Source organism: Microcoleus sp. B4-C1, from assembly GCF_036705285.1.
GTDB lineage: Bacteria > Cyanobacteriota > Cyanobacteriia > Cyanobacteriales > Microcoleaceae > Microcoleus.
The window spans coordinates 52,297-77,096 of the sequence record NZ_JAUBUC010000022.1 but is presented as its reverse complement, the minus strand read 5'-3'; the positions used below and the strand labels follow the sequence as shown (position 1 = coordinate 77,096).

At 45.4% G+C, this 24,800-nt stretch carries 19 protein-coding genes; 7 read left to right on the top strand and 12 right to left on the bottom strand.

Annotated elements, in window-relative coordinates:
• On the top strand, positions 1-893 hold an 893-nt coding region (locus tag QUB26_RS11625; RefSeq protein ID WP_333318060.1), incomplete at its 5' end, for a leucine-rich repeat domain-containing protein.
• A gap of 245 nt (positions 894-1,138) precedes the next feature.
• Here QUB26_RS11625 and QUB26_RS11620 read toward each other — a convergent pair.
• On the bottom strand, positions 1,139-1,732 hold the full coding sequence (locus QUB26_RS11620) for a Uma2 family endonuclease (RefSeq protein ID WP_333318058.1): 594 nt from the start codon (positions 1,730-1,732) through the stop codon (positions 1,139-1,141).
• Between the two features lie 191 nt (positions 1,733-1,923).
• Here QUB26_RS11620 and QUB26_RS11615 point away from each other — a divergent pair, with 191 nt between their 5' ends.
• The 3 genes from QUB26_RS11615 (at position 1,924) to QUB26_RS11605 (ending at position 6,083) form a co-directional block, all read left to right on the top strand.
• Positions 1,924-3,324, top strand: a complete 1,401-nt coding sequence (locus QUB26_RS11615; RefSeq protein WP_333239950.1) for a DUF2157 domain-containing protein — start codon at positions 1,924-1,926, stop codon at positions 3,322-3,324.
• 98 nt (positions 3,325-3,422) lie between these two features.
• Positions 3,423-4,121 carry a GDYXXLXY domain-containing protein gene (locus QUB26_RS11610; RefSeq protein ID WP_333318055.1) on the top strand — a complete coding sequence of 233 codons (699 nt, stop codon included), beginning with the start codon at positions 3,423-3,425 and terminating at the stop codon, positions 4,119-4,121.
• A gap of 837 nt (positions 4,122-4,958) precedes the next feature.
• Positions 4,959-6,083, top strand: a complete 1,125-nt coding sequence (locus QUB26_RS11605; protein WP_333318053.1) for a hypothetical protein — start codon at positions 4,959-4,961, stop codon at positions 6,081-6,083.
• A gap of 135 nt (positions 6,084-6,218) precedes the next feature.
• Here QUB26_RS11605 and QUB26_RS11600 read toward each other — a convergent pair whose 3' ends face one another.
• The gene (locus QUB26_RS11600) at positions 6,219-6,554 is read right to left on the bottom strand and encodes a hypothetical protein (RefSeq protein WP_333239956.1); all 336 of its coding nucleotides are present in this window, start codon (positions 6,552-6,554) and stop codon (positions 6,219-6,221) included.
• A gap of 254 nt (positions 6,555-6,808) precedes the next feature.
• Here QUB26_RS11600 and hemH point away from each other — a divergent pair, with 254 nt between their 5' ends.
• Positions 6,809-7,972 (top strand): ferrochelatase, encoded by a 1,164-nt coding sequence (hemH, locus tag QUB26_RS11595; protein WP_333318051.1) that lies wholly within the window; start codon positions 6,809-6,811, stop codon positions 7,970-7,972.
• Positions 7,973-8,149: 177 nt separating this feature from the next.
• Here the strand turns inward: hemH and QUB26_RS11590 are convergent, their stop codons facing one another.
• The gene (locus QUB26_RS11590; protein WP_333223378.1) at positions 8,150-8,761 is read right to left on the bottom strand and encodes a DUF4126 domain-containing protein; all 612 of its coding nucleotides are present in this window, start codon (positions 8,759-8,761) and stop codon (positions 8,150-8,152) included.
• Between the two features lie 407 nt (positions 8,762-9,168).
• Between QUB26_RS11590 and QUB26_RS11585 the strand changes: the two genes are divergently transcribed.
• On the top strand, positions 9,169-10,455 hold the full coding sequence (locus QUB26_RS11585) for a Glu/Leu/Phe/Val dehydrogenase (protein WP_333318049.1): 1,287 nt from the start codon (positions 9,169-9,171) through the stop codon (positions 10,453-10,455).
• 16 nt (positions 10,456-10,471) lie between these two features.
• Positions 10,472-10,633 (top strand): hypothetical protein, encoded by a 162-nt coding sequence (locus QUB26_RS11580; RefSeq protein ID WP_333318047.1) that lies wholly within the window; start codon positions 10,472-10,474, stop codon positions 10,631-10,633.
• A gap of 46 nt (positions 10,634-10,679) precedes the next feature.
• Here the strand turns inward: QUB26_RS11580 and QUB26_RS11575 are convergent, their stop codons facing one another.
• The 9 genes from QUB26_RS11575 to QUB26_RS11535 all read right to left on the bottom strand — a co-directional run bounded on the left by QUB26_RS11575 (position 10,680) and on the right by QUB26_RS11535 (position 24,773).
• Positions 10,680-12,173, bottom strand: coding sequence for a hypothetical protein (locus tag QUB26_RS11575; protein ID WP_333318045.1), 1,494 nt, complete (start codon positions 12,171-12,173; stop codon positions 10,680-10,682).
• A 161-nt stretch (positions 12,174-12,334) separates the two neighbouring features.
• On the bottom strand, positions 12,335-15,622 hold the full coding sequence (nrdJ, locus tag QUB26_RS11570; protein ID WP_333318043.1) for a ribonucleoside-triphosphate reductase, adenosylcobalamin-dependent: 3,288 nt from the start codon (positions 15,620-15,622) through the stop codon (positions 12,335-12,337).
• A gap of 208 nt (positions 15,623-15,830) precedes the next feature.
• The gene (locus QUB26_RS11565; RefSeq protein ID WP_333053679.1) at positions 15,831-16,118 is read right to left on the bottom strand and encodes a hypothetical protein; all 288 of its coding nucleotides are present in this window, start codon (positions 16,116-16,118) and stop codon (positions 15,831-15,833) included.
• A 143-nt stretch (positions 16,119-16,261) separates the two neighbouring features.
• Positions 16,262-18,424 carry a DUF4394 domain-containing protein gene (locus QUB26_RS11560; RefSeq protein ID WP_333318041.1) on the bottom strand — a complete coding sequence of 721 codons (2,163 nt, stop codon included), beginning with the start codon at positions 18,422-18,424 and terminating at the stop codon, positions 16,262-16,264.
• Positions 18,425-19,001: 577 nt separating this feature from the next.
• On the bottom strand, positions 19,002-20,075 hold the full coding sequence (locus QUB26_RS11555; RefSeq protein WP_333318039.1) for a hypothetical protein: 1,074 nt from the start codon (positions 20,073-20,075) through the stop codon (positions 19,002-19,004).
• Positions 20,051-20,767, bottom strand: coding sequence for a hypothetical protein (locus QUB26_RS11550; protein ID WP_333318037.1), 717 nt, complete (start codon positions 20,765-20,767; stop codon positions 20,051-20,053). The genes QUB26_RS11555 and QUB26_RS11550 overlap by 25 nt, the downstream gene beginning before the upstream one ends.
• 77 nt (positions 20,768-20,844) lie before the next feature.
• On the bottom strand, positions 20,845-21,798 hold the full coding sequence (locus QUB26_RS11545; protein ID WP_333318035.1) for an ABC transporter ATP-binding protein: 954 nt from the start codon (positions 21,796-21,798) through the stop codon (positions 20,845-20,847).
• Positions 21,799-22,230: 432 nt separating this feature from the next.
• Positions 22,231-22,353, bottom strand: coding sequence for a hypothetical protein (locus QUB26_RS11540; RefSeq protein WP_263053594.1), 123 nt, complete (start codon positions 22,351-22,353; stop codon positions 22,231-22,233).
• An 80-nt stretch (positions 22,354-22,433) separates the two neighbouring features.
• Entirely contained in the window at positions 22,434-24,773 is a 2,340-nt protein-coding gene (locus QUB26_RS11535; RefSeq protein ID WP_333239973.1) for a leucine-rich repeat domain-containing protein, read from the bottom strand.
• Positions 24,774-24,800: the final 27 nt, after the last annotated feature.

Here is a 24,800-nt window from a genome sequence, read left to right as displayed (position 1 = left end):
TGTCCAATTTAGAAATCCTTAACCTCCATCAGAATCAGATTACCTCTATCCCAGAAGCGATTGGGCAACTGTCCAATTTAGAAATCCTTAACCTCCATCAGAATCAGATTACCTCTATCCCAGAAGCGATTGGGCAACTGTCCAATCTGGAAATCCTTAGCCTTGGTCAGAATCAGATTACCTCTATCCCAGAAGCGATTGGGCAACTGTCCAATCTAAAATGGCTTAAACTCGACCAGAATCAGATTACCTCTATCCCAGAAGCAATTGGGCAACTGTTCAATCTAAAACGGCTTACCCTTGGTAGCAATCAGATTACTGAAATCCCAGAGGCGATTCGTAGTATGGAGAATTTGGGAAAACTAGATTTGCGAACCATTCCCGATTCTTACCTCCACACCCGCAATCCAGCGCTACCTGAGCTAGATGCTGAGCGTCAGAAAATTGAATCTGAGGAATATTTTGACACTGAAACTCTTCAAGACGCCAGACAACGGATAACTGCTTCTATTGTGCAGCGACAGGGACAGGCTGGATTTCGACGTAAGTTGTTAATTGCTTACGGTGGTCGATGCCCGATAACTGATTGTGATGTAGAGTCAGCTATCGAAGCTGCACATATAATTCCATATCAAGGTACTCAAACCAATCATCCAACAAATGGTTTACCGCTCAGATCCGACATACACACTCTGTTCGATTTGCATCTACTATCAATTCGACCAGATACCCATGAAGTGGTGATTGCTCCTGAACTTGTCGGCACCTGTTACCACGATTTGGCTGGTCGGAAACTGGCTTTACCACAGGATCAAAAAACAATACCAAATCAAAACGCTCTTAGCCAGCATTATGAAGCTTTTCTCAGCAAATGGAAAAGTGACCAGCCATAACGGTTATAAGGTCTAGGCGGGGAAAATTGAGTTTCCCCGCCTAGATTTATTTAGCAAAGTAAGGTTGATGATATTCTCACGTCACTATCTAAAAATGGTGTGACTGTTAGCGAAACTTACAGGTTGCAATCAACCTAAATCCCTATCAGGGATTGAAACCTGGCCTCAATCAGGTTGAGGGTGGAGATTTTCACTAATCGGTAGGTGGTTAGATGAATGCTAACCAATTAGCTATTGATCCGCCCTTAAACCTCTCCACTCAAAATCTGTTGAACCGTCAAACTTAGCTGTGGAAACATCGGAGATACGATCGCCTCTCCATCCCGAAACACCCCAACCTCAACATATTGCCCATCCTCAAGCCGCAAAACTGTCACTACTTGTTCAATTGGATCGATCGCCCAATACTCTGCAATGCCCCGCGCTGCGTACTGAGCTCGTTTGCGCTCGTAATCCCGATCCCTGCCCACTCTACCCCGACTGACTACCTCCACAACAAACCGAGGAGGCAACATATCGAAGGTGATAGTTAGCCTGGTTGCTGTCAGCGGAATGTGTTCAGGTTCCAGAATTATCAAATCGGGGTAGCGGTTGGCCGCATCTCCCGATCGCAAAACGGCAACTTGAACCTCGCAATTATGCGTTTTAATCAGTCTAAGTGGCACTAGCCCGCTGCTAGCCAGATAGAAAAATAGATAGTTAGCAATGAAATTATTAGGTTCAGATTCTGGCGGCAAAGCGATTAACTCCCCATCAATTAACTCATAGCGTTGATCCGTATCATTTGAGTAATTAAGGTACTCGTCAAAAGTTAATTTTTTAGATTGAGCTTGTACCATAAAATTACCTTCCTTAATTTATTCGTCCCTTGCTGCTGGGAGTTTGTTTATATAGAAACGGTTTCAACCGCCGAAGGATCTCAATCAAATCTGCTGTGCAAGTTAGAGAGGTGTCCCAGCCTCCATCGACAATCAACCCACAAGTGACATATTAAAAACTATCACAGTTCCAATCCTCTGGAATATAAACAATGATTTCAGATAAATTTCGACGGGAGTTGCGCGAACAAGCCAAACTCTGGCAAGCAGAAGGACTCATCGACACTTCATTCTACCAACAACTTTCGGAACGCTACCAATTCAACACACTCGAAACCGCCTCCCGCAACCGTTTCCTCAGCATTCTGATGAGTCTCGGCGGCATTCTCCTCGGTATAGGAGTCATCACCTTTGTAGCCGCAAACTGGCAAGTTTGGTCGCGGGAAGTGAGAGTTGCGCTGCTGCTAAGTCTTTTCGTAGCAGTCAATGCAGCAGGTTTCTATCTGTGGCGAATTCCCCCATCCCGAAGCAAAAACTCCAATCTAAATTTGCCCCTAACAATAGGGCGAAACAAACTCCTAGGTCAAGGATTGTTGCTGTTAGGAGCTCTGATTTTAGGAGCAAATATGGCTTTGATGGCACAAATGTTTCACATTGGCGGTTCTTCCTACGGACTTTACCTCACTTGGGGAATCGGCGTGCTCGGAATGGCTTACAGTTTGCGGTTGACTTCCTTGGGCGTTTTGTCCGCACTTTTAGTCGGTTTAGGCTATTGGCTGGCCGTGTTAGATTGGTCTTCCAAAGTCGAGTTTTCTTGGCTGGAAGTTTTGGTGCGGCAAATGCCGATCGCAGCCAGTATAATGTTTGTGCCGCTGGCTTATTGGTGTCGATCGCGTGCTATTTTTGCCCTAGGTGCGATCGCGATAATTTTCTCCCTACAAGTTTCTATTGTCCAAGGGTTAAATCAAACCTGGGGTACAGCAATTTTTTGTGCTTTACCGCCCGCTTTGCTGTGGGGATACGACGATGCAATCTGGCCACAGGTACGCCGCAAGCTGTTTCAACCTACCGCCCGCAGTTTAGCCCTGCTGTTTCTCGCCGGTTTGTTTTATGTTCTTTCTTTCCACTGGTGGTGGCAAGATTTGCCGAATCCTGCGCCAACGGAGTCGGATTGGGTTTTGCTGGCAAATGTGGCTGTTTTGGGCGGTTTCACGCTGTTTGAATGGCTGCGTTTGGGACGTTTGGAACTGCGGCGACCAAAACAAAAAGCAGTGGATTTGACTACAAGTGCGATCGGCATTTTCATCCTCGCCAGCGCCTTTATACCGCTTTTTCACCTCAGTTTTACTCCCATTCCTCAATTAGCGACTTTCCTGTTCAATGTTTTATCATTTTTACTCGCGGTCGGCTTAATCCGAGAAGGTTTAGCATTAGGAAACCGCAAGACTTTTTGGGGAGGCATGGTATTAATCACCCTGCAAATCATCAGCAGAGTATTTGAATATAACACAGGATTGTTGCTCAAATCTTTTGTCTTTGTTTTGTGCGGAATTGGCGTAATTGCTGCGGGTTTGTGGTTCGAGCGCCACTTCGCAACAATCTCCGATGAATAGAAAATATTAATCTCTCTCTTCTCTAACTCAGCGCCCTCTGCGTTCTCTGCGGTTTAATCATTCCGAAACCACCGCAAACAATATAACCCATACCTAACATGAACACAAACAACATTGACTTATTAGTTGAAAATCCAGATACAACAAATCTGTTTCAGCTTCCCCCAGAAGCAAAACGCCTTCCCGCGTGGCGGCTGTGGGTTCCTTTGCTCTTGCAAATCGGACTAATTGCCGCCGTACCAGCGACCGCAGTTTACACTTTTATTACTGGCAAAACAGTTGTCCTGCAAACAGCACCAGTAGACCCTTACGACTTTTTGCGCGGATATTACCAAGTTTTGAGATATGATATTTCCGATCTCACAAATCTCCAAAAACTCCCCGGCTGGAAAGATTTACCTACCCAAAAAACACCTTGTCCGCCCGGAGTTGTTTGTCCAAAAAATACGCACAATCTCAAGCCAAAAACCAGTTTTTATGTAATCTTAGAATCGCCAAAAACCGCGACTAATCCCGGCCGCCCCCAAGCTTGGAAACCCGTCCGCGTCAGTCGGGAAAATCCCGTTAATTTGCCCGCCAACCAAATCGCAATTAAGGGCAAATATAACGGTTGGCAGATGGAATACGGCTTAGAAACTTATTATATGCCAGAGGATGAAAGGGAAAAAGTCAATCAGGACATTAGCGAAGCTCAAAGGAACCAGCGACAATCTTTTTTGGTAGAAGTAAAGGTTGACAAAACAGGCCATGCTGTGCCTGTGAGTTTGTGGGTGCGCGATCGCAATTATCGATTTTAGCTGATATCTCGCACCATTTTCAGCAACAGGCAAGATGCCTGTTCCACAAAATATAAATTTTCTTGTGGAACAGGCATCTTGCCTGTTCCTAAACAAGTAATTGAGAATGGTGCAACATATGAGTTTTAGCCAATCAGGGCAAAAGGTCGATCGACCTTTTGCCCTTGTTTTGAGTATTTTGGCTTAGGGATGGGGCCGAGGTTCGGCGATTCCCTACCGCAACGGGCCCGCAGGCGCAATGGGATAGCTTCGCTCGCGCACACCTTTCAATTGCCGACAACCCAGGAGAATCTAGTGAAATACCTAACACTAACCTTGCGGTATAGTGTAGGCTTCGTGTCTCATTTGCCGTTGCTCTGTTGGGTATCCCATTACTGGGTATTCGTCACCTAAGACGATCCAAGTCTTACACAGCATCTCTGGCTTTGCAGCCTTTATCCCTTTGTAGGGAACCCACGCAGAAACCCTGTTTCCCAAGGCAAAAAACTATTCCGTATGACAAACTTGGATTGTATTTCATATTAGGACGTATCCCAATAACCAGCGGTCTGTCTTTTCCCCCTTTCTCTCGCAGTTATCCTTGGTAAGCATACTACTGCTACTGTGACCTGTTGTTGGCAGCCGAGTGGGTGGGTCGCAACCAATTATATCTTACCATCTTTTTGTGATAAATCAGGAAATTTTTGAGTATTTCATAGACCTTGCTTGGCTTATATCCCAACGCCCAATTGAGTACAATTGCAGCGTGGGACTTACGCCAATTGAGTTAAGATATATAAGACTTGCATAAATCTTGCCAGTTCAAGGGCGCAAGTCATGACTCTACTGGAGCTTCTCATGTTAGCCGAGCTAATCTCAGCCAGACGAATACTCAAGACCAAACTCCTCGACTTCTTAGGACTTCCTGACAATTGCCCAGACCAAACCGATCATCTCGTCAACCGAATTGTATCCCTGCTGGAAGTAAATCCAGCCGAACAAGAAAGATTTTGGGAGACATTCAAAAGTGAATTAGCCGTCGATCCCGTTGAATTAGAAACAATACTCAAGTGTTCGCCAGCAGAACGCCAGCAGTGGATTGAACAAGACAAACTCCCTATTTTAGAATACCGCTCTTTCCGCAAATCAGGAATCCATTTAGAATATCCCGTTCACGACAGAAGATTCATCTTAAGTCTAACGCCAACCGATATTAATAATTGGCGCAAAGAACCCAAAGGGCTGATTAAAAACAATCGCCAAATACCCACCCCAATCAATACAGAAAACCCCGCAGAAAACGAACAATCGCGAGTAGCTTTTAGTTCCGAGTGGGAAAAAATAATTGCCGACTGGAAAGAACAAGGTTCGGCGGAAATTTCAGCAACCTTCCAGCTAGCTTATTGGACTGTTTGGGCGTCGCGCTGGGCCAAAGAAAATCAGCTCAACAGCTTTAAAGCAATTAATAAATATAAGGAAGTCTACGAAACTCACCAGCAGGAATGGTATCAGCGAAAAAATCAAGCAGTCAAGTTACTGATTGAAATGCCCTACGCCATGCTTTACTTCTACCGTCCGGCTGATTCTGACAAATTATATCTCGAACTGTGCGACGATCACCAGGAAATGATGAAAGATGGCTACTTTTGGGATAAGTGGGATTTTTTCTATCAGAACCGCAAATTGGTAAATAAGTGCCGCGAATGCGTGTACTCCGACATCAAAGATTATTACTCGCTTTACTACCTGGAAATCAAGAGCGACAAGTTTCCCGATTTTAGTTTTTCTTTCCACACGCCGTACCCAATCGGCAGAAAATTTTTGCCACATCCAGAAACGCTGCCTTATGTAGACCACGTAGAACAGGACGGTATTTTTCGCTTTGGTCGGCCGCTGCTGGAACAAGAGAAAGCTATTCACACAGAAAAGGATGTATTGCTCAAGTTTGAGGCGGCTTTGGCAGCAGCGAAAAAGTTTGTTTAGTCAGTAGTCAGTAGTCAGTAGTCATTAGTTAGGAAGGATTAGTGATGACTAAATATTCCTCATTTTAAAAGTAAGAATTCAGCAGTGTTTAGTCAATAATTGGCGCGTCCTTTACTAATGACTAATGACTGCTGACTAATGACTGCTGACTAATGACTTTTGAACTTGGATTACTTCAATGCTGCCGCCAGCATAAAGTTTGGGTTGTGGAGTTACTTCGGAATTGTACGATCGCCATCCCACTTCTGCCAACAAACTCCCCAAGTCAGTTTCAGTCTCAAACAACCACAAAAATACAGCCAACCCTGACCTAAATACCGGATTTGTATGCCGATGAATATCTACCAAAATGAATAGACCACCGGGCTCGATCGCGCGGTATACTTCCTGAAAGATTTGTCGCAATTGCGCCCGTTGCATTTCGTGCATCCCAACGCTGCTGCGTACTCCTGTCAAACTGACAGTCGGCAAAAGCTTCTAAAGAATAATTGGCTGATGGTACATTTTTCCTTGGCCGTTGTCACCCAAACGAGCATTGCCGCCTACGCTCAAAGCAGCCAGACGCGCGATCGCAATCCTAGAGACACTGATACCGATAACTTAAATCTCTAAAAAGTGTTGCAATAGTCAAAATTATGTATACCTTGTTATCGACATAAGATATTATTAAATCATATGATAAAGATAAGTAACAGAACTGAGACGATGGGAGAGCTGTAACCGCTATGGGTCGTGTGGGAGTATTGCTATTAAACTTGGGCGGGCCAGATCAAATCGAGGATGTCCGTCCTTTCCTGTTCAACTTGTTTGCTGACCCGGAAATCATTCGCATTCCGTTTCCGTGGATGCAAAAACCCCTCGCCTGGTTGATTTCGACCCTGCGCTTTCAAAAATCCCAGGAAAACTACCGCCAAATCGGTGGCGGCTCTCCTTTGCGGCGAATTACCGAGGAACAAGCCCTAGCCCTGCAAGAACTCTTGCAAGAAAAGGGACAAGATGCTCGAGTATACGTGGGGATGCGCTACTGGCATCCTTTTACCGAAGAGGCGATCGCCAAAATTAAGCGCGATCGCATCGAACACTTGACAATCTTGCCGCTGTATCCTCAATTTTCCATCAGCACCAGCGGTTCTAGCTTCCGGCAGCTAGAAGAAATGTGGGGCAAAGATCCTGCCCTCAAGGATATAGAATATACCGCGATTCCTTCTTGGTATAAGCGGCCAGGCTACATTCAGGCAATGTCGGAACTGATAGCCCAACAACTAGACCACAATCCGAATCCCGATCGAGTTCACATCTTTTTTAGCGCCCACGGCGTCCCCCTCAGCTACGTAGAAGAGGCGGGAGACCCCTATCAGCGCGAGATTGAAGATTGCACTCGTCTGATTATGGAACATTTGAACCGATCGAACGAACACACTCTAGCTTATCAAAGTCGGGTTGGCCCGGTGGAATGGCTCAAACCTTACACCGAAGACGCCATTACCGAATTGGCAGAAAATGGAGTCCAAGATTTGTTGGTAGTTCCGATTAGTTTTGTTTCCGAACACATCGAGACTCTGCAAGAAATTGACATGGAGTATCGAGAATTAGCAGAAGAATCGGGGATTAAAAATTTCTACCGAGTGCCCGCCCTGAATACTCATCCGGTGTTTATTGAAGCCTTGGCCGATTTAGTCATCGAGTCGATCGAATCTCCCAGCGTTAAATTCTCTGATGTTATACGCCCTTCCAAGATAGTAAAAATGTACCCTCAAGAGCAGTGGGAGTGGGGTTTGACCACGGGGGCAGAAGTCTGGAACGGTCGTGTGGCGATGATTGGTTTTGTGGCACTATTGTTGGAGTTAATTACGGGTCAGGGCCCGCTACACTCGATCGGATTGCTTTAAATCGCTCATAGTTAGTTGACAGTTGACAGAAGTAGGTTGGGTTGAGCGATAGCGAAACCCAACACCTTATTTTCAACCAAGAGTTGGGCGGAGCGAAGCGTAGGGTTCGTTACCTCAACCCAACCTACATATTTTGAATTTTACTTAAATAACCAATAACTAATAACTAATCACTAATTAATCAGGATCGCGCTTGCGACGGCGGGGATTTCCCCTATCGCCCGGTATTCCCTGACTTTTGTACCAGCGATACCACTCTTTAGAACTGCGAATTGCCAGCCACAGCAGCATCATAGCAACTAACCCTCCCTGCCGCGGTGCGTCAAAGGCAAACAAAACCAAGGAAATGCACAGAACATCTTGGAGGAAAATCACCCAAATCGGCAAACCCCGCAGCCGGTAAAACCATCCTGCTTGTACCAGTTGCAGCACTAAAGCCAACAAACCTCCGACAATACCAATTATCCACAGCATCCAAGGGTGAGCAATAATTTCGTCGATCGAACTTACTTGAGCGATCGCAATTCCCATAATTGCTCCTACAATGGGGCTGAAAATAATTTGCACAATTTGCAGTACCCGCTGTCCTACAAAGGTTTTAGAAGCAAATAACTCTAACAGCGACCAACTCACCAAGATGGTGATAGCCACCTGGGGGGGAACCCCCGACAATAGAGGTATTTCCGACCAAAGTTTGTCAATCCGCAACAAACCAATTAACAGCAGGGGCAGGGCAATTCTCATACCCCCTGCCGCAGACGCAGAGAGTGCGGCTAGGAGTCCAACCATAATAATAATTCAGTTTCTAACGTCAGCTAAAGCCTCGATCTATTTCAGAATTTAATTCCCCTGATGGCTGGCTGTGATTTGAGCGATCGAACTCAAATTGAGGCTTGAGCTTAAATATCACCCTCTATTGTAAGTGTATCTGCTTAATCCTGCTTGAAACTGCGATATTGTCGATCGACACAAGGCAGTTTGTCAACAGTTAACCATTGACAGTTGACAGAATTCAACCTGGATTGTGATTAAATTAAAATGTATAGGAAAACCAGTAGATCAGCCGAGACACTTAAAATTAAGATGTCAGCTATTCTTGCTTCTTCCCTCTGACTTCAAAATCTGACGGACACTAAATAATTAATCCGTGTATCCGTATCAAAATCCGTGTCGTGCTTTCCTTCTTTCTTCCAATTATGTCTGAATCATTATTTGCCGATGCCAGCCGCCGATTAGAACGAGCCTTAAAATATGTGTCCCTTTCCGAGGATACGATCGAACGGCTGAAACACCCCAAATCCAGTTTAATTGTATCGATACCCGTGCGGATGGACGACGGTTCCCTGCGAATTTTCCAAGGTTATCGGGTGCGCTACGACAATACCAGAGGCCCGTCTAAAGGAGGAGTGCGCTATCATCCGGGAGTAACCCTTGATGAAGTGCAATCCTTAGCATTTTGGATGACGTTTAAATGTGCAGTTTTGAACTTGCCATTTGGAGGAGCCAAGGGCGGAATTACTCTCAATCCCAAGGAATTGTCCAAACTGGAATTGGAACGTTTGAGCCGGGGCTATGTCGATGCGATCGCAGATTTCATCGGCCCCGATGTCGATATTCCCGCGCCGGATGTCTACACCAATCCCATGATTATGGGTTGGATGATGGATCAGTACAATATTATTAAGCGGCAGCTTTCTCCAGCGGTTGTGACTGGAAAACCAGTGACAATTGGCGGCAGCTTGGGCAGAGATACGGCCACAGCAATGGGTGCTTTTTTTGTAGTACAAACTATTTTACCCAAATTTGAGCTAAATCCTCAAGATACAACAGTAGCAGTACAAGGTTTTGGTAATGCCGGTGCAGAAATAGCAGAACTGCTCTGGGAAGCAGGTTACAAAGTTGTTGCTGTCAGCGATTCCCAAGGGGGAATTTATGCTAAACAAGGGCTGGATATCCCCAGTATTCGAGGCTTTAAAAACTCTAACAAAGGTATCAAAGCTCTTTACTGTGAAGGTTCTGTTTGCAATATTGTCGAACACGAAATCTTGACAAATGAGCAACTTTTAGCATTAGATGTAGACGTGCTGGTTCCAGCAGCTTTGGAGAATCAAATAACGGAAGCGAATGTTAATGATGTTAAGGCTAAGTTTATTTTTGAAGTAGCTAACGGGCCGATTGATTCTGCTGCTGATTTGATTTTAGAATCGAGGGGAATTCAGGTAATTCCTGATATTTTAGTCAATGCCGGAGGTGTAACGGTTAGTTATTTTGAGTGGGTGCAAAACCGCAGCGGACTTTATTGGACGCTGGAGGAGGTCAACCAGCGGTTGAAGCATAAAATGGTCGAAGAAACTGAAGCAATTTGGCAAGAATCTCAGGAATTGTCAGTTTCCATGAGAACTGCGGCTTACGTGTACGGGTTAAATCGACTCGGAGAAGCGATGAATGCGAAGGGAACGCGGGATTATTATGTGAACGGTTGAGGGAAGTGCGGTAAGATTGTGCGATCGTACAATCTTACCCCAGTTATTCGAGAAGAGTGCAGTCTACGAACCGACTTGGCAAAACTTGGCTTTGAATTGGGGAATTTTAGGTTTGCACGCCGCAGTTTATTTAACCGCCACTTTGTTGTTGCAGAAGCGGAAGGATATTTTCAAATAGAGATTTCAAATAGAGATAAATGATATTACTGTTGATTTGTGAGTAACTAGCTGCGTATACTATCTAATGTGAACGAGAACTTTAGCTTAGGTATTCCGCTTGCCTGTAAGCGACTTGTGATAATATCTACAACTGCTTTATATGACATATCATCTTTAGAACCAAAGGGGATAGCTGATTTCCATTTTCCATTTAAGGTGACATTCAGTGTCGCAGGCACGATAAAACTTCGAGTGGATACATAGGCTTTGCTTGTAGATCTTTCTTCTGCGTTTAGCTTTATTTTAGCAAAATCCGACAGGTAAGTTTCTAGCAGCAACCAAAACACTCTATCTACTGTGGCTGCCAAATAAACTTCTGGGAGATTCCAAAGAAATGGCTTGATGAAGACAGTCATTCTTTTATCTGTGATGTTGTCTATGTAATTATCATCTTCTGGTATGGACTCTAGATACTTGTCAACCCGATAACGATTTAAGTCAAGACCGCGTTCCGTTAACAATGCTATCAGATATCTTTTCTTATCAGCAAGGTTAGCTAGCCGGACAAGAAGACCCGTACTACTATCGCGTAGAGTTCTGGTATCTGTTGGTAATACTTGCGGCTTACTTAGATCGATTTCTTCATTAAATAGTAGTTTAACCAAATCTTGTTTATAAGGATATATTCGTTCTATTGCCTTGCGACAAAATTCATGATATGGATGATCTTGGTTGTCAGGAGCTAAAAATACCCCTGCTTCGCAGTTAAGTAAACACTTATTTTTTAGAATAACTAAAGAAGCTTCATCCACAGCCCTGATATCTACATTAGCCAGTTGAGTTAACTCATAGTCTTGAATGTATTTTAATGCTTCTTGCCGTATTCCACATACTTCTATAACGAAGCCATTAACTAATAATACTTTGACTGAATATTCAGCCCTGTTTTTGTATTTAGAAGCAGACTCCCAGTTTTTTGAATAATTACTGCGTTTCCTAAAAATTTTTCTGATGAAACGTATCGCTGAGTTCCAGTTGGTTCCGGTCGATAATTCGCTTACATCTATGCAAATGTGTATCACAGTCAAAGGCAAAATAGCCTTCTTAACTCTCGAATTATCTCGCCAATACAGAGCATCTTCTATGAACTTCAGGTCTTGTTTTCTGGCTGATTCTACACCTAATACAAAACTGTAAGGGGCAAGGTTAGCTAGCGTTTCCCGTAATAGTGTTTCTGTTGGACGTAATTTCTTAACCTTGACTTGAGTTCCATTCAACTGCGGGCTGTGCTGCTCAATACGCTGCTGTTCTGTAGCATCAAGTAGCGATTCAGGCACTAACTCATAATAGATCGTAAACAGCTTTTTTCGTTGCTTTTGTAGTTGATCGAGTCTGTGGTGGCTGTCACCGGCCCACCTGGTGCGTAGATTCTTTGCTTTTCCTATGTACCAAATTATAAATTTTTCGTCTATAACGTAATATATTCCTGATAGTTCAGGAAGTATAGCTCTGTTCTTTAAACCTATATGGGGTAATTGCAGGATATCTTCTGCGTTCATGTTTGTGTTCTCTAGTTGCTGCGAGATATTTATACAGCTAATATTCCCAAGTTCGCAAGCTAATGTCAATAGAGATCGCAGCTATTTTAGCATTTTTGTGCGACTCAAAAAAAGAAATCCCCAAAACCAGGGGATTTCTCATCTTCAAGCCATCGCTAAATCTATTTAGTCTCCGGCATCAAACACTTATCGGAATCGCACCCTGCAGGCCCGGAATCCATCATTTCACCCAAGTCATAGCGACTCAAAGCCGCGTGAAAAACATCTATTTCGCGGCGCGCTAATGCCTCTTCCACCATCTTGGTGTAAGTTTCCTTGTTTATCGGTTCAAACGGTAGACGCGGGAAAGTTTCAAGAGCATCAAACCGAGCCAAAAGCGCTGCGGAAATGTAGCCTTCATCATCGCGAATCGCTTCATAAATCCGAGTGCCCAAACTTTCCACTTCATTTTCGCGCAGTTCAATTGTGGCCGAAGTGTTATGTCGCACATAGAACTTTTGCACTTGCATATAAAAGTCCATTTGTGCCGCCGCTGAGAACTTGTTAATGTCAATTTCATCAGCACCGGGTAAATCAGCCCAACTTACCGCAACAGGTATTTCTACCAGCCATTCCGTGCAGCGTTCATCGAAGGGATTGTTCAGCAAATTGCCGTTTTCATCTTTGTCAGATTGAGACGGAATCACGTTGTATCCGTAGTCGATGCAGGCGAGGGCTACGGGGTCGTTTTTGCCGAAAGTGATTCGGCGAATGAAACGCTGGGCTTTCGGCGGATGCCAGCCGGGGGAAGCACCTGTCAGCAGAGATTTAGTACCCGATGGTTGAACGGTTGTGCAGCGATTCGGGCGTTTTAAGGAATGGCGATCGCAATAATCCCATACTACCCGATCGACAATCTCGCGCCAACCACTCAAATACTCTTCTTCCCGCTGTTTAAAAGCGATTCCTTGCGGAGTTTGCGGGCGGCCTTCCACCCACCAGCGCAGCCACTCAACGCCAAAAGCATGAACAAAGAAATCGAACAATCCCGTGAAAGATACCCCGACAATCGGGTCTAATTCGCGGCTGTATTGATAGCGGGGTTCAATAAATTTGTGATTGAGAAGTACTGCGACAGATAGAGCCGCAGCCCTGAAAGCTTCCTCCTGTTCTTTGAAGTTGTAAGGATCAATTTGATTGAGGTGAACCTCCGCCAAATTACAGTTTCCAGTTAGGGTATTTCCGAAAACTCCCTTATGAAACTCTGGTTCGTTGAAGCAGTAAGTATCGTGCAATCCTGGTAATTCTTCGACACTTCTGACGACTTGCCATTTACCTTTGTGTTTAGCATTCGTCCCTTTGCTCACATCTAACCGCTGACAAGGAATTTCACCACAGTCAGTAATTTGCAAGTAGTACAAATCCCGACTTCGGACACCGTAATTAGTAATTGACCCTTGATGAGCGCAAAGATTTAGCGACGAACGAATACCACATTTGGTCAAAAGTAACTGAACTCTGAAAGCGCGAGCGCGGTCAGAAATATAAATTCTGATACCATTACTGTGGGTATTCGAGCCGTCCGTATCGGCTAATCCAGCAATAAAATGTAAAATTGCTTGCCGATTCCAGCTCGCAATTACATTTAGTGCTTCTGGGTTAACTTTCAAACTTTTCAGCAACTCTCCAGAAAAGCTCAAGTTAGTTACATCGGTAAAAACCGGTAAATAGTCATAGCTTCTTTCAGGAGACTTATTTCCGGCTACTGACAATGCCATTTTGCTTTCGTAAAGTCGAACTTTCGCATTGTCATTTTGGTCTGTAGTTCCATCTCCTACAGCTACACCCAAAGTGTAAGCATAACTTGAATCAATATTCAAGCCATCTTCATACTGAATTGTAAAAGGTTCAGTATGAATGCTATATCGACTTGTATCCATCAAGTCTTTGGTTTGAACTTCTCTGTAAACTTTACCAAAGCGATCCTTGACAAAAAAGCGATGATATTCTGTGGCATCCAGATAAGTACCATCACCAAACTTTACACGATAAAGTTTGCGTCGCCCGCCACAAGTATCACTCGCTGTCTTAAATGGGGTGACGCAGCTCCATCTTTTACCATTCCAAATCTCGATTTCAGTTCCAACAACGTCCTTTATTTTATGCAGTCCGTCTCTAGTAATTAGCAGAGTGTCGCCACTGACACAATGAAAATTAGAGCCGATGATTTCACCACACGGGTTTAAGCCCACGCGGACTAACCGATGCTCTAACTCGCCAGCAGTCATATTAGGATGACGTTCTTGCAACCACTGTTTAGCTTTTCCTTCGTCGTAAGCTTTCAAGAACTCAAGCTTAAGACTGGGTGTAGAAATTAAGTCAACGTTAGCTCTAGCTACGGCTTCGCCCGCCCATTGAATCGCACCTTCTCCGCTATAATACTGTTGGCGAACGGCATCAATACACTCTTCCCGCGTCGGTTTATGATGAAAAACGCGAGAGTGATTTGCCATTCTCAAAGCATCTCGATCGGGGTCGATTTTCCAGTTGCCATTTTCATCTTGCTGCCACAGATTATTTTTAGCATTTGCGCCCAGTTCATCACTAGAATCAAATTGACGAATCCCCGCGCTGCGCCTAATATTGCCTGCGACGATCGTGACCGCAGCTTCATCTATCAACACGCAGCATTCTACTGAATTTAACTGTCGCCCTAAAGCTTTATTCAAAATAGCGGCGCAGCGCTGATAAAGGTCGGGCAATTTCACCGGATTTGCTACTCCGCCAAAACCTTTTAAAGGTTCTCCCACAGGTCGAACGTCGCTCAAATCGATGAATACTTGAACTTCTCCTGCAAATCTTTCATCTGTGGATAATTCCAGCAAACTTTGATAGGAGTTTACCCAACCTTGGCGAGAATCTCCGACATAAATAGTTGCGGTTTTTTCGGCTATTTTTACTTCTGTTTCTTGACGGCGCAAGTCGGCGGGTGTAGAGCCGATTTCGCCTTGCATGGTTAGGGTTAAACGGTTGCGAATCGGCGGCAGTTGGTTGATATATTGCGGTTCCAAGACTGCCCCAGTGCCGCAGCCCATCATTGCCAAATCCATTAACAAGCCAAAGGAACGCCAGTCGAGAATATTTGTTGAGGAGCAATTATATGCGCCGGAAAAATTCTCTGGTTGCTCGATCCATTTGCTGCCACCTACCCACAGCCAGCGGCCTGAAGCTAGGGTTTTGAGCTGGTTTTGCATCCGGTGCAGCAGTTGTGTTTCTTCGGGGGTGAGGTTTCCCAGCTTTTGCAGCCCCTTGACAGTTCGATCGCACACTTCCTCCCAAGTCTCCCGCCCTGTCTCGGTACGGCGGCTGTACGTCCTGAAAAATACTGGATTGGCTGCGGGTGCTGTTTCGGGGAAATCGGACAGGTTGCGTTTCTCGCTGGCACTCGATCGCTCTAATTCTCGAACCATAGGTTGTGTACTGACGTGTCGGAATAAATCAACAGACTACGAATATACAACAGGATTCAGATTTAGGGTAAAAGGTTAATATATTTGACAATTTGCACTAGATATGGGGCACAGAACTGTACAAGCTCGATCGGGCGATCGGCTCAAAACTTGACAAAAAAACCCGATTTCTTCCAGAAACCGGGTGAAGCGCAAATCTTGTCAATTGTCAATTATTTGTCAATAAAAACTCAATATTGGGTAACAGCGGGTCTTGAACAACCCCCACACCGTTAAAGCCCCAACGTTCGAGCAGCTTTTTTACCTGAGAACCGGAAATCGATTCTACTCCGAATCGATCGGCAACATCAGCAGCGTGGGCATTGAGATAGCTCAAAGCGTCATAGTCTTCGCGAAACATCAGCAGGTAACTCACTGCCGCATCTGGATTGGGATTCGCGGACAGATATTTGCCGTCACTGCGGGAACGTAGCAAGTAAAAAACTTGAGATAACATCTTATCTTGTTTGTCAAAATAATAGATTAACTCAAATTGGGCATTGGGAATCGGGAATCGGGAATTGGGAATTGGTAAATTAAAAAAGTTTAATTATTTTTCTTCCTTCTTCCTTCTTCCTTCTTCCTTCTTCCTTCCCCTATTTAAATCAAAGTCAGCGCTAAACCTTTAATCCCTCGCCCGTCACCAATTTGACCGACAATCGAAGCTTGACCAGTCGTCAAATTGATATTGTACAGGCTGGAAACTCCGCCAACCTCGATCGCAGCCAAAGCCGTCTCGTTACCGCCAACACTCCTGACATCAAAGCCGAGAACGGTACCAGCATCAATGCCCAAAGATCCGATCGTATTCAACACCCCATTATTCGGCGGATCTTGGCGCACCAAAACATCTAAATTGGTGTCAATTGCAAACAGCGTTGTCGAAGCTGCCCCCGCAAAGTTATTCACATAGGCAGCCGCCGCAGCCGCGCCGGGATTGCCAAAATTGCGATCGCCCGCAGCATAAGCCAAATTCCCGTCGAGTTGAACTCCCCCCGTCAACGTGTCAACATCGACAATTGCCCCCGTATCCGGGTTGAGGCGGGCGTTTTGACCGGCTTGATTGACAAAGCGAATTCGATCGACTGTCGGATTGAAATCAAAACCCGCAGCCCCCGGAGTTAGGGGAACAGCAAACTGCCCGCTACCGACTGGACTGGCTTGCCCAGTAACTGGATTAATCGCGTACAAGCGATTGCTAGAACCCACACCGTATAGCACACCGTTAGCGGGGCGAAAATCAATTCCCAGCAAACTTTCTCCGGGCTGCAACCCTGTAACTGACACGTCGCTGAGAATCGCCCGCGGTGCCGCCTCGTTAAAACCGACAATTGTTTCAGCGCCATTTCTGACAGTTAAGGCGTAAGCTGTAGGCAAAGGCAAAGCCAAACCGTTAATCTGTCTCCCGTCGGCAATTTGACCGACAAAGGAAGCTTGACCGCTGCTTAAATTGATATTGTACAAGCCGGAAATGCCACCGACTTCCAGCGCCGCCACAGCCACCTCGCGGCCGCCAATACTCCTGATATCAAAGCCGAGAATGCTAGTAGCATCAACTCCCAAAGATCCGATCGTATTCAACCCTCCATTATTCGGTGGATCTTGCCGCACCAAAACATCCAAATCGCTGTCAATTGCAAATAGTGTGGTCGAAGTTGCGCCCGCAAAGTTATTCGTGTACGCAGCCCCTGCAGCAGCCGGATTTGACCCAAAATTGCGATCGCCCGCAACATAAGCCAAATTCCCGTCGAGTTGAATTCCCCCCGCCAGCGTGTCAAAATCCACAAGTGCCCCGTTATCCGGGTTGAGGCGGGCGTTTTGATCGCCTTCATTGACAAACCGAATTCGATCGACTGTCGGATTGAAATCAAAACCCACAGCCCCCGGAGTTAGAGGAACAGCAAACTGCCCGTTACCGACTGGACTTGCTTCCCCAGTCATCGGATTGACAGTATACAAGCGATTGCTAGAACCCACACCGTAAAGCAAACCGTTAGCCGGCCGATAATCAATTCCCAGCAAACTTTCTCCCGCTTCCAATCCAGTCACGGGCAAATCTGAGATCACACTTCCCGGATTGGAAAGACTAAAACCGACAATCCGATTAGCAGGAGTTAAAGCATAAGCCGTTGTCCGCGCTGGAGGCGGGGGGTTGGGAACAACGCTGCCAATATTATTAGTGAAACTTGCCTGGTTAATCGCACTTTGTCTCACTCCTTGGAGAGTAGCGAGAAATTCTCCTGTTACCCGGTCTTGAATAACAGTATTGTTTCCAGCTTCCAAAATATTTAAGTCGCTAAAACTGAGACCTTCCCCCAAACCGATTAAATCTGTACCGGGTGTAAAATCGGCGATCAGGTCCGCATTTGCCAAACTAACACCGCCACTGGTTCGGAAAGGGTCAGCCTCAGCGTAGCGCCTCAAAACAAATACGTCTGCCCCGTCTCCGCCTATCAGGATATCAGTATCTCGATCGCCCGACAAAACATCATTGCCGGAGTTTCCCGATATAGAATCGCTGCCTTTTCCGCCCACTAAAAAATCGTTACCATCTCCGCCGTTAATAGTGTCGTTATCTAAATCTCCAAAAAGCGAATCTTGACCAGAATTGCCATCTATTAAATCGCTTTGCTTACCTCCATAGATGCTGTCATTACCAGAGTTTCCGGCAATGGTGTCAGTGCCCATCAAACCAAAAATCAGGTCATCTTCTGGAGTTCCTGCTAGCAAGTCTGCTTGGGCGGTGCCTCTAATTTCTGCCATGCTCTAATCACCCTCTAAATTTGATACTTCTGTTGCCTAACGGCGGTGGTATTCTCAGTCAAAATATCACAATTTCGCACTTTTAGGAGAGTTTTTCTGATTTTAGGCTGTAGGGGTGGGGCTTGCCATACAAGTATTACAGGCAGCTAAAATGATATATAAACCAGCCCCCGGCTTCAAATAAACCCAGTCCTAAAGACACATCACTTAGCCGTATTTTATAGTTGGCTATGTAGCTGGCAGGCGATCGCAGCTCAACTACAAACAGGCAAGCTGAAATTTTTAGGGGTGCGAACCTATGAAATTTTGTACTCGTTCATTAGTAATATACGCTGACTCTATAATTTTGGATCTGTAAAGTCAGAAATCATTTTTCAACTTTAATCTTAAAGCCTACGAAGGTGGGCTTGGTCTGTGTAGCTGCGACTACCATCGCTCAATATAAAGTGGATTATAAATGCGGAATTGGCATAATAAGTTAGTTGAACAGTCGTTTTCAGACGACTTAAGCTTTCAGGCAGGGGTTTAAATCCCTGCCTGAATCGGAGTTTCACGTTTGAACTCTTCCCCAGCTTTTTCAAGCTTTCAGCAGTGCTTTAGAAGCTGATTGCCCTGCGAGTCTCAGTTGCGATCGCAATTTGAAGTTCAACAACACCAAGACAGTCCACTGACTGAGTATGGATAGCAAAAAGGTATTTCCTGACGCGGCTGTCATAGACGGCCAAAACCCAATAAAAAATGTTGAAGACAACCACAAAAAAGGAGCTTTTTCTGGGGTAAGCAAGAGCATAGATAAGATCACAGGTGGCAACAAGATAGCGCTGCCGACTGTCCCGACGGCCCAAATTTCCTGATTTCGGGTTTTTGTAAATAGGAATAGTTGGGTGATGGCTGCGTAAATTAGGATGAGATTCAGACAGCCAATTACACCCCCAAATCCGTTTATCTCATTTTTTTCCAACAGCGCCCAAGGTGTTAAAATTATTACTGAGCTGAGGAAATTGATCGCGATCGCAACTACAGCCGGACTTTTATCGCTCCAAATTAAATCGAGTAGTGGGTAGCGTCGCCACAGCTTCTGATTGCTGGGAACGATTTGTTGCCGATACCTCGCCCAATCGTACAATGATTGTCTGTCAGATGTTAAAGCTGCAATTAAAGCTAAGAACATCACCAAATTCAAGATAAGTAAACAGATGAGATTACCGTCGTTTGGGGGGTCTGATTGGAGTGCAAACCCTAAAAATATTACCTGACAGCAGATAACTAGCAAATAACTTTGCCGCTTGCTCAAAACTGTAGCACTGGGATTGGGAAAGCGGCGCTGCCATCCCTGCCACATCCAGTAGATTCCTGTACCACAAACCAAGAGAGACAAAGCAATGCCCATCGCAATATTTGTACCCACTGGCGAGTAAAACCATCGCAACTTGTCTAAGTTTTCAGCTAACGAATCGAAATCAGTTTTATGAACTAGAAAAAGCGGATATCTCAGCATAGCAAGGGGAGACAAAAAATGTAACACATCCAAAGCAGTTCGCGTGAGCGGAAGCCAAGAAATCCCAAACACAACAAAAGCCATAGCGCTAGCCAACCAAGGTTGAAATCCTCCCAACCAACTGGTTGTCAATCCAAATAAGCTGTTGTGCATTTAAATAGAATGTCAAAAAACAATCTAATTCTTGTGGGGTGGGCGTCTCGCCCGCCCTGAATATGCAATTTAAATGCGTGACAGCTTAGCATGGCAGTGCTGTAAAACAAAGCACTGCTAGCTGCCACTGCTATGTAGAAACATAAAATTTCATTCAGAGGTATTTGAGCAGCTAATCCAGCGTACAGGTGCAGGGGTAGGGCCAGAATTGTTGCTAAATAAAGTAAAATTGGTACGCCAAGAATTTTGCCCAGAAAAATTGTTTTGGCAGACTGGGGACTGAGGCGAATAAAGTTGAGTGTCCCGCGGCGTTCCTCCTTGTCTAAGTCACTGACCAGCATATAAGTCCCTGCTATTAATAAAGCTAACACGCTCGATATGCTCAGCAAAATGAATATCTCTAGCCACCACTCCCGCCAGTTAATGACAAAGTTGCCCAAGGCATCTCTGACACACTTTCTCGTAGAGGAATCGGCAGTCTCTAAGCAAAATCTGTGATAGGTGGGATAAGTGTACTCGCCATTAGTAGGGGGAACGGGTATCTGGGCGCTGTAATACATGAATAGCAGCAGTTGAGCGCTTAGGGAAAGGGCAGAGGCGATCGCCATATTGCCAGTATTCAAGCGCCCTTTGATTTCTCGAAATAACTGGGGATTCCAGTTGCCTATTTTGTCTAGTAAGTGGAGTGTCATTGGTTATTGGTGATTAGGAATGGGTGACGACTTAGTTATAACTCACTGTTTATTCTGGGAAACAGGAAAGGAGCAAATTAAGATGCTTGCTGGTGTCCCATCTTGAGGAAGATGGTTTCTAAGTCTTCTTGAGTGCAGTGGAATTCGGTTAGGGGAATGTTGGCCGCGACGAGTTCGCGTAATAAATTTGCGGCATCTTCCGGGCTTCCTGAAAAATCAACGCACACCTGTTGAGTTTCCGCGATTATTGCCCAATTTTCCACCCAAGGAAAGTTTTTTAATGCCGATGTTAGCGCTTCTAATTTATTTCCTAAAACCGACATGAAAATTTGCTGGCGGCTGAGGCGTTTGTAAAGTTCTTGTAACGGTGCGCTTTCGACCAGATATCCGAGTTCCATGATACCGACCCAGGTACAAAGTTCGGCTAAGTCGCTGAGGACGTGAGATGATATTACTACGGTCATGCCGACTTCTTGCAAAACTTTGATAATTTCGCGGAACTGCATTCGGGCGATCGGATCTAAGCCAGAAACGGGTTCGTCTAACAACAACAATAGCGGTTCGTGGATAATAGTTCTCCCCAAACTCAGGCGCTGTTTCATCCCCCGCGACAGGGTAGAAATTAAGCTGTTGCGCTTGTTGGTTAGTTGCACGAGTTCTAACACGGAGTTGATTCGCTCTCGGCGGCGCGGTTGCTGGAGGTTGTAGAGTCGGGCAAAATAGTCTAAATAATCCCAAACAGTCAAGTCGTCGTAGAGGGGAAAGTCGTCGGGAAGAAAGCCGATGCGCTGTTTGAGAATTGGGTGCGATCGATCGCGCAATAACCTATCGCCGTTGATGTAAATTTCCCCTATTGTCGGTTCCTCAGCCGCCGCCAACATCCGCAGCAAGGTAGTTTTGCCGGCACCGTTGGGGCCTATCAGTCCGCATACTTCGCCTGCTGCTACTTGCAAATCGATGTCATTGACGGCTATATGGCGATCGAATTGTTTCGTGAGTCCGCGAGTTTCTATTGCTAGTTGTTTTGCCATGTTTAGAGCGGTAAGAGAAATTTGATGAGGTGCATCTCTGGGAATAATAGGAGTTATATCGAGTCCGATTGATTTGAGGGGATTATTCGTGGGGGAGGGCGGGTTTATTTAACCTGTCTGCAAACGTTTAAGCCTACTGGCGAACCCGCCCCTACAGCTAATGGAGAATGCTGCAATATCTCAGATAGATCCGATCCGTTATTACAAACGCCATGTCTTGTAGGGGCAGGTTCACCGACAATAATTGCCGAAAACAGACAATCACATAAACCTGCCCCCTCGACTAATCTACCGGACACGATATTACGCATCAAAACCAAACAAACCGGGTTTTTGTGGTTTTTACGGGCTATAACCCGTCTTCTGGGCAAAAAACCCGGTTTCTGGCCACCCGTGCGTAAATCCCGATCGAAATAGATGTCTGCAGCTAGCCTAGCTCGTTCTTCCAGGAATTGTCATCTCGTTTCTGAAATTAAAACAAGGACATTCTCGATCGCTGAAATTCTTGCTAGTATTAAGTCTTCCTTCTTCCCGATCGCTGATTCGGTATGACATCTGATACGCGCACCCTTTAATCCGTGTATCCGTGTATCCGTGTTAATCCGTGTAGTGCCTTCCTTCTTCCTTCTGCTATATCAAGTCTGCACGGAAAATTCCTCTGGATCAATATCCCAATTTACCCAGCGAATTGCCTCCCTCGCTGATGTCAGGTCAGGCGGCACTCTCAAAGCGTGAATGAATCCCGTACTTGGACAAGTCATTTTTAACAAACAAATCGGCTCGACATCATAGGCGTCATCTATATCATCGGCGTCATCTATTTGTAATAGTGCATATTCCTGCCAACTATCTATTTGTTTTGCTGACAACTCTTGAATTATGCGATCGTAACCAATTCCTTGAATTAACACTCGCCGAACTTCGGCATTCTCTTCTGCTAAAATCCATTGGGATTGCCATTTATTTGGGTGAAATTGACCGTATTGTTCAGGCAATCTGACGCCGTGATAATAGTAAAAATTCCATCCGTCAGCAAACTCGATCGCGGGTTCCCCTTCTGCGTGCAAGCGGTTTTGACTGTCAAAGCGGAGGTGGCGGGGGCGATCGCACGCAAAGCAAATCTTTTCAAAGGGAAATATAAAACCGCAATGCTCGAAAAGCAGCTTTTGGGAGCGAAGTATTTCTTGTGCCTTTTGGGAAAGATTGACGCCTAATGAAGAGATATACCATTCAGTCAAATAGATTTTTTTAACCAAAGTCGTGGGGGTTTCAGGGGATTGGAGGCCGAACAAATAATCGGGAAAAACATTCCCCTTCGTTTTTTCCGATCGCGCATAGCTGCCAACCAATTCGTACATCAGCCCCCTTATTGTGCTGTCTGCTTCGGACTCGATCGTCATGTGAGCGAGATCAGACTCCCACACGCCCGGACTTGTAAATTCTCTCACAATAATCGATGGGGAAATCCATTCCCACTCTAGCTTTTTCCCCAATCTATTGCTGTCCCATTCGTCTGAGCAGTTTGGTGAATGGTCGCGTTTCGGCAAGTTGAAGAGTTGGATATAAGCGTCGCGGGGACTGCTGCAAATAATAACTTCGGGTTGTTCTAGCCCAATAGCGGCATAGGCAACTTTGATGGCTTCTGTAGCTTTTTGAGCATCAATTGGCTTAGTCGAGAGAGTAAGACGTTTCTCTGCGAGTTCGCCTAACACGCACAGAGCGGTAATTTGATTGTACCAGAGCTCCAGTGTTGTCAGATTGGTGAGCGATCGCAAGGCGCTAATGTCGGTAATTTGATTGTTTTCGAGATTCAGTGCTGTCAGATTGGTGAGCGAGCCGAGGAAGCTGATGTCGGTAACTTGATTGTTTTCGAGATTCAGTGCTGTCAGATTGGTGAGCGAGCCGAGGAAGCTGATGTCGGTAATTTGATTGTTTTTGAAATCCAGTGTTGTCAGATTGGTGAGCGATCGCAAGGCGCTGATGTCGGTAATTTGATTGTTTTTGAGATCCAGTTCTGTCAGATTGGTGAGCGAGCCGAGGGAGCTGATGTCGGTACTTTGATTGTAGTTAAGATCCAGTGTTGTCAGATTGGTGAGCGAGCCGAGGGAGCTGATGTCGCTAATTTGATTGTAGCTGAGATCCAGTGTTGTCAGATTGGTGAGCGAGCCGAGGGAGCTGATGTCGCTAATTTGATTGCTTTGGAGATTCAGTGTTATCAAATTGGTGAGCGAGCCGAGGGAGCTGATGTCGCTAATTTGATTGTCGTAGAGATCCAGTGTTGTCAGATTGGTGAGCGAGCCCAGGAAGCTGATGTCGCTAATTTGAGTGTCCCAGATATGGAGTGTTGTCAGATTGGTGAGCGAGCCGAGGAAGCTGATGTCGGTAATTTCATTGCCATAGAGACGCAGTGTTGTCAGATTGGTGAGCGAGCCGAGGAAGCTGAAGTCGCTAATTTGATTGAGGCTGAGATTCAGTGTTGTCAGATTGGTGAGCGAGCCGAGGAAGCTGAAGTCGCTAATTTGATTGTGGTAGAGATTCAGTGTTGTCAGATTGGTGAGCGAGCCGAGAGAGCTGATGTCGCTAATTTGATTGTGGTAGAGATTCAGTGTTGTCAGATTGGTGAGCGAGCCGAGAGAGCTGATGTCGCTAATTCCAGTGCTTTCGAGATTCAGTGTTGTCAGATTGGTGAGCGAGCCGAGGAAGCTGAAGTCGCTAATTTGATTGTTGTAGAGATTCAGTGTTGTCAGATTGGTGAGCGAGGCGAGGGAGCTGATGTCGCTAATTTTATTGCTGCGGAGATCCAGTTCTGTCATGCTTGAAAGTATCTGCTCCGCTGCTTGTGCGTCATCAGTGCCAGCCTTTTTTAACAACACTTTAACTGTGTGCCTTGCCTCTTCTGAAAGACTGTCAATATGCCTGCACCAGTCGGCAAAGCGACTAAAACTCATTGCCTCGTTTGGCTTTTTTTCTGACATAAAACACTCCTAGATGGGGAATGGGGC

Excerpts from the sequence above, each read along its gene's own strand:
- QUB26_RS11565 (WP_333053679.1), bottom strand. The coding sequence starts at position 16,118 with ATGTTATCTCAAGTTTTTTACTTGCTACGTTCCCGCAGTGACGGCAAA.
- QUB26_RS11545 (WP_333318035.1), bottom strand. The coding sequence starts at position 21,798 with ATGGCAAAACAACTAGCAATAGAAACTCGCGGACTCACGAAACAATTC.
- QUB26_RS11540 (WP_263053594.1), bottom strand. The coding sequence starts at position 22,353 with ATGTCATACCGAATCAGCGATCGGGAAGAAGGAAGACTTAATACTAGC.
- QUB26_RS11585 (WP_333318049.1), top strand. The coding sequence starts at position 9,169 with ATGTCTGAATCATTATTTGCCGATGCCAGCCGCCGATTAGAACGAGCC.
- QUB26_RS11555 (WP_333318039.1), bottom strand. The coding sequence starts at position 20,075 with ATGCACAACAGCTTATTTGGATTGACAACCAGTTGGTTGGGAGGATTT.
- QUB26_RS11535 (WP_333239973.1), bottom strand. The coding sequence starts at position 24,773 with ATGTCAGAAAAAAAGCCAAACGAGGCAATGAGTTTTAGTCGCTTTGCC.
- nrdJ (WP_333318043.1), bottom strand. The coding sequence starts at position 15,622 with ATGGTTCGAGAATTAGAGCGATCGAGTGCCAGCGAGAAACGCAACCTG.
- QUB26_RS11620 (WP_333318058.1), bottom strand. The coding sequence starts at position 1,732 with ATGGTACAAGCTCAATCTAAAAAATTAACTTTTGACGAGTACCTTAAT.
- QUB26_RS11610 (WP_333318055.1), top strand. The coding sequence starts at position 3,423 with ATGAACACAAACAACATTGACTTATTAGTTGAAAATCCAGATACAACA.
- QUB26_RS11590 (WP_333223378.1), bottom strand. The coding sequence starts at position 8,761 with ATGGTTGGACTCCTAGCCGCACTCTCTGCGTCTGCGGCAGGGGGTATG.
- QUB26_RS11575 (WP_333318045.1), bottom strand. The coding sequence starts at position 12,173 with ATGAACGCAGAAGATATCCTGCAATTACCCCATATAGGTTTAAAGAAC.
- QUB26_RS11550 (WP_333318037.1), bottom strand. The coding sequence starts at position 20,767 with ATGACACTCCACTTACTAGACAAAATAGGCAACTGGAATCCCCAGTTA.
- QUB26_RS11605 (WP_333318053.1), top strand. The coding sequence starts at position 4,959 with ATGTTAGCCGAGCTAATCTCAGCCAGACGAATACTCAAGACCAAACTC.
- QUB26_RS11560 (WP_333318041.1), bottom strand. The coding sequence starts at position 18,424 with ATGGCAGAAATTAGAGGCACCGCCCAAGCAGACTTGCTAGCAGGAACT.
- QUB26_RS11615 (WP_333239950.1), top strand. The coding sequence starts at position 1,924 with ATGATTTCAGATAAATTTCGACGGGAGTTGCGCGAACAAGCCAAACTC.
- hemH (WP_333318051.1), top strand. The coding sequence starts at position 6,809 with ATGGGTCGTGTGGGAGTATTGCTATTAAACTTGGGCGGGCCAGATCAA.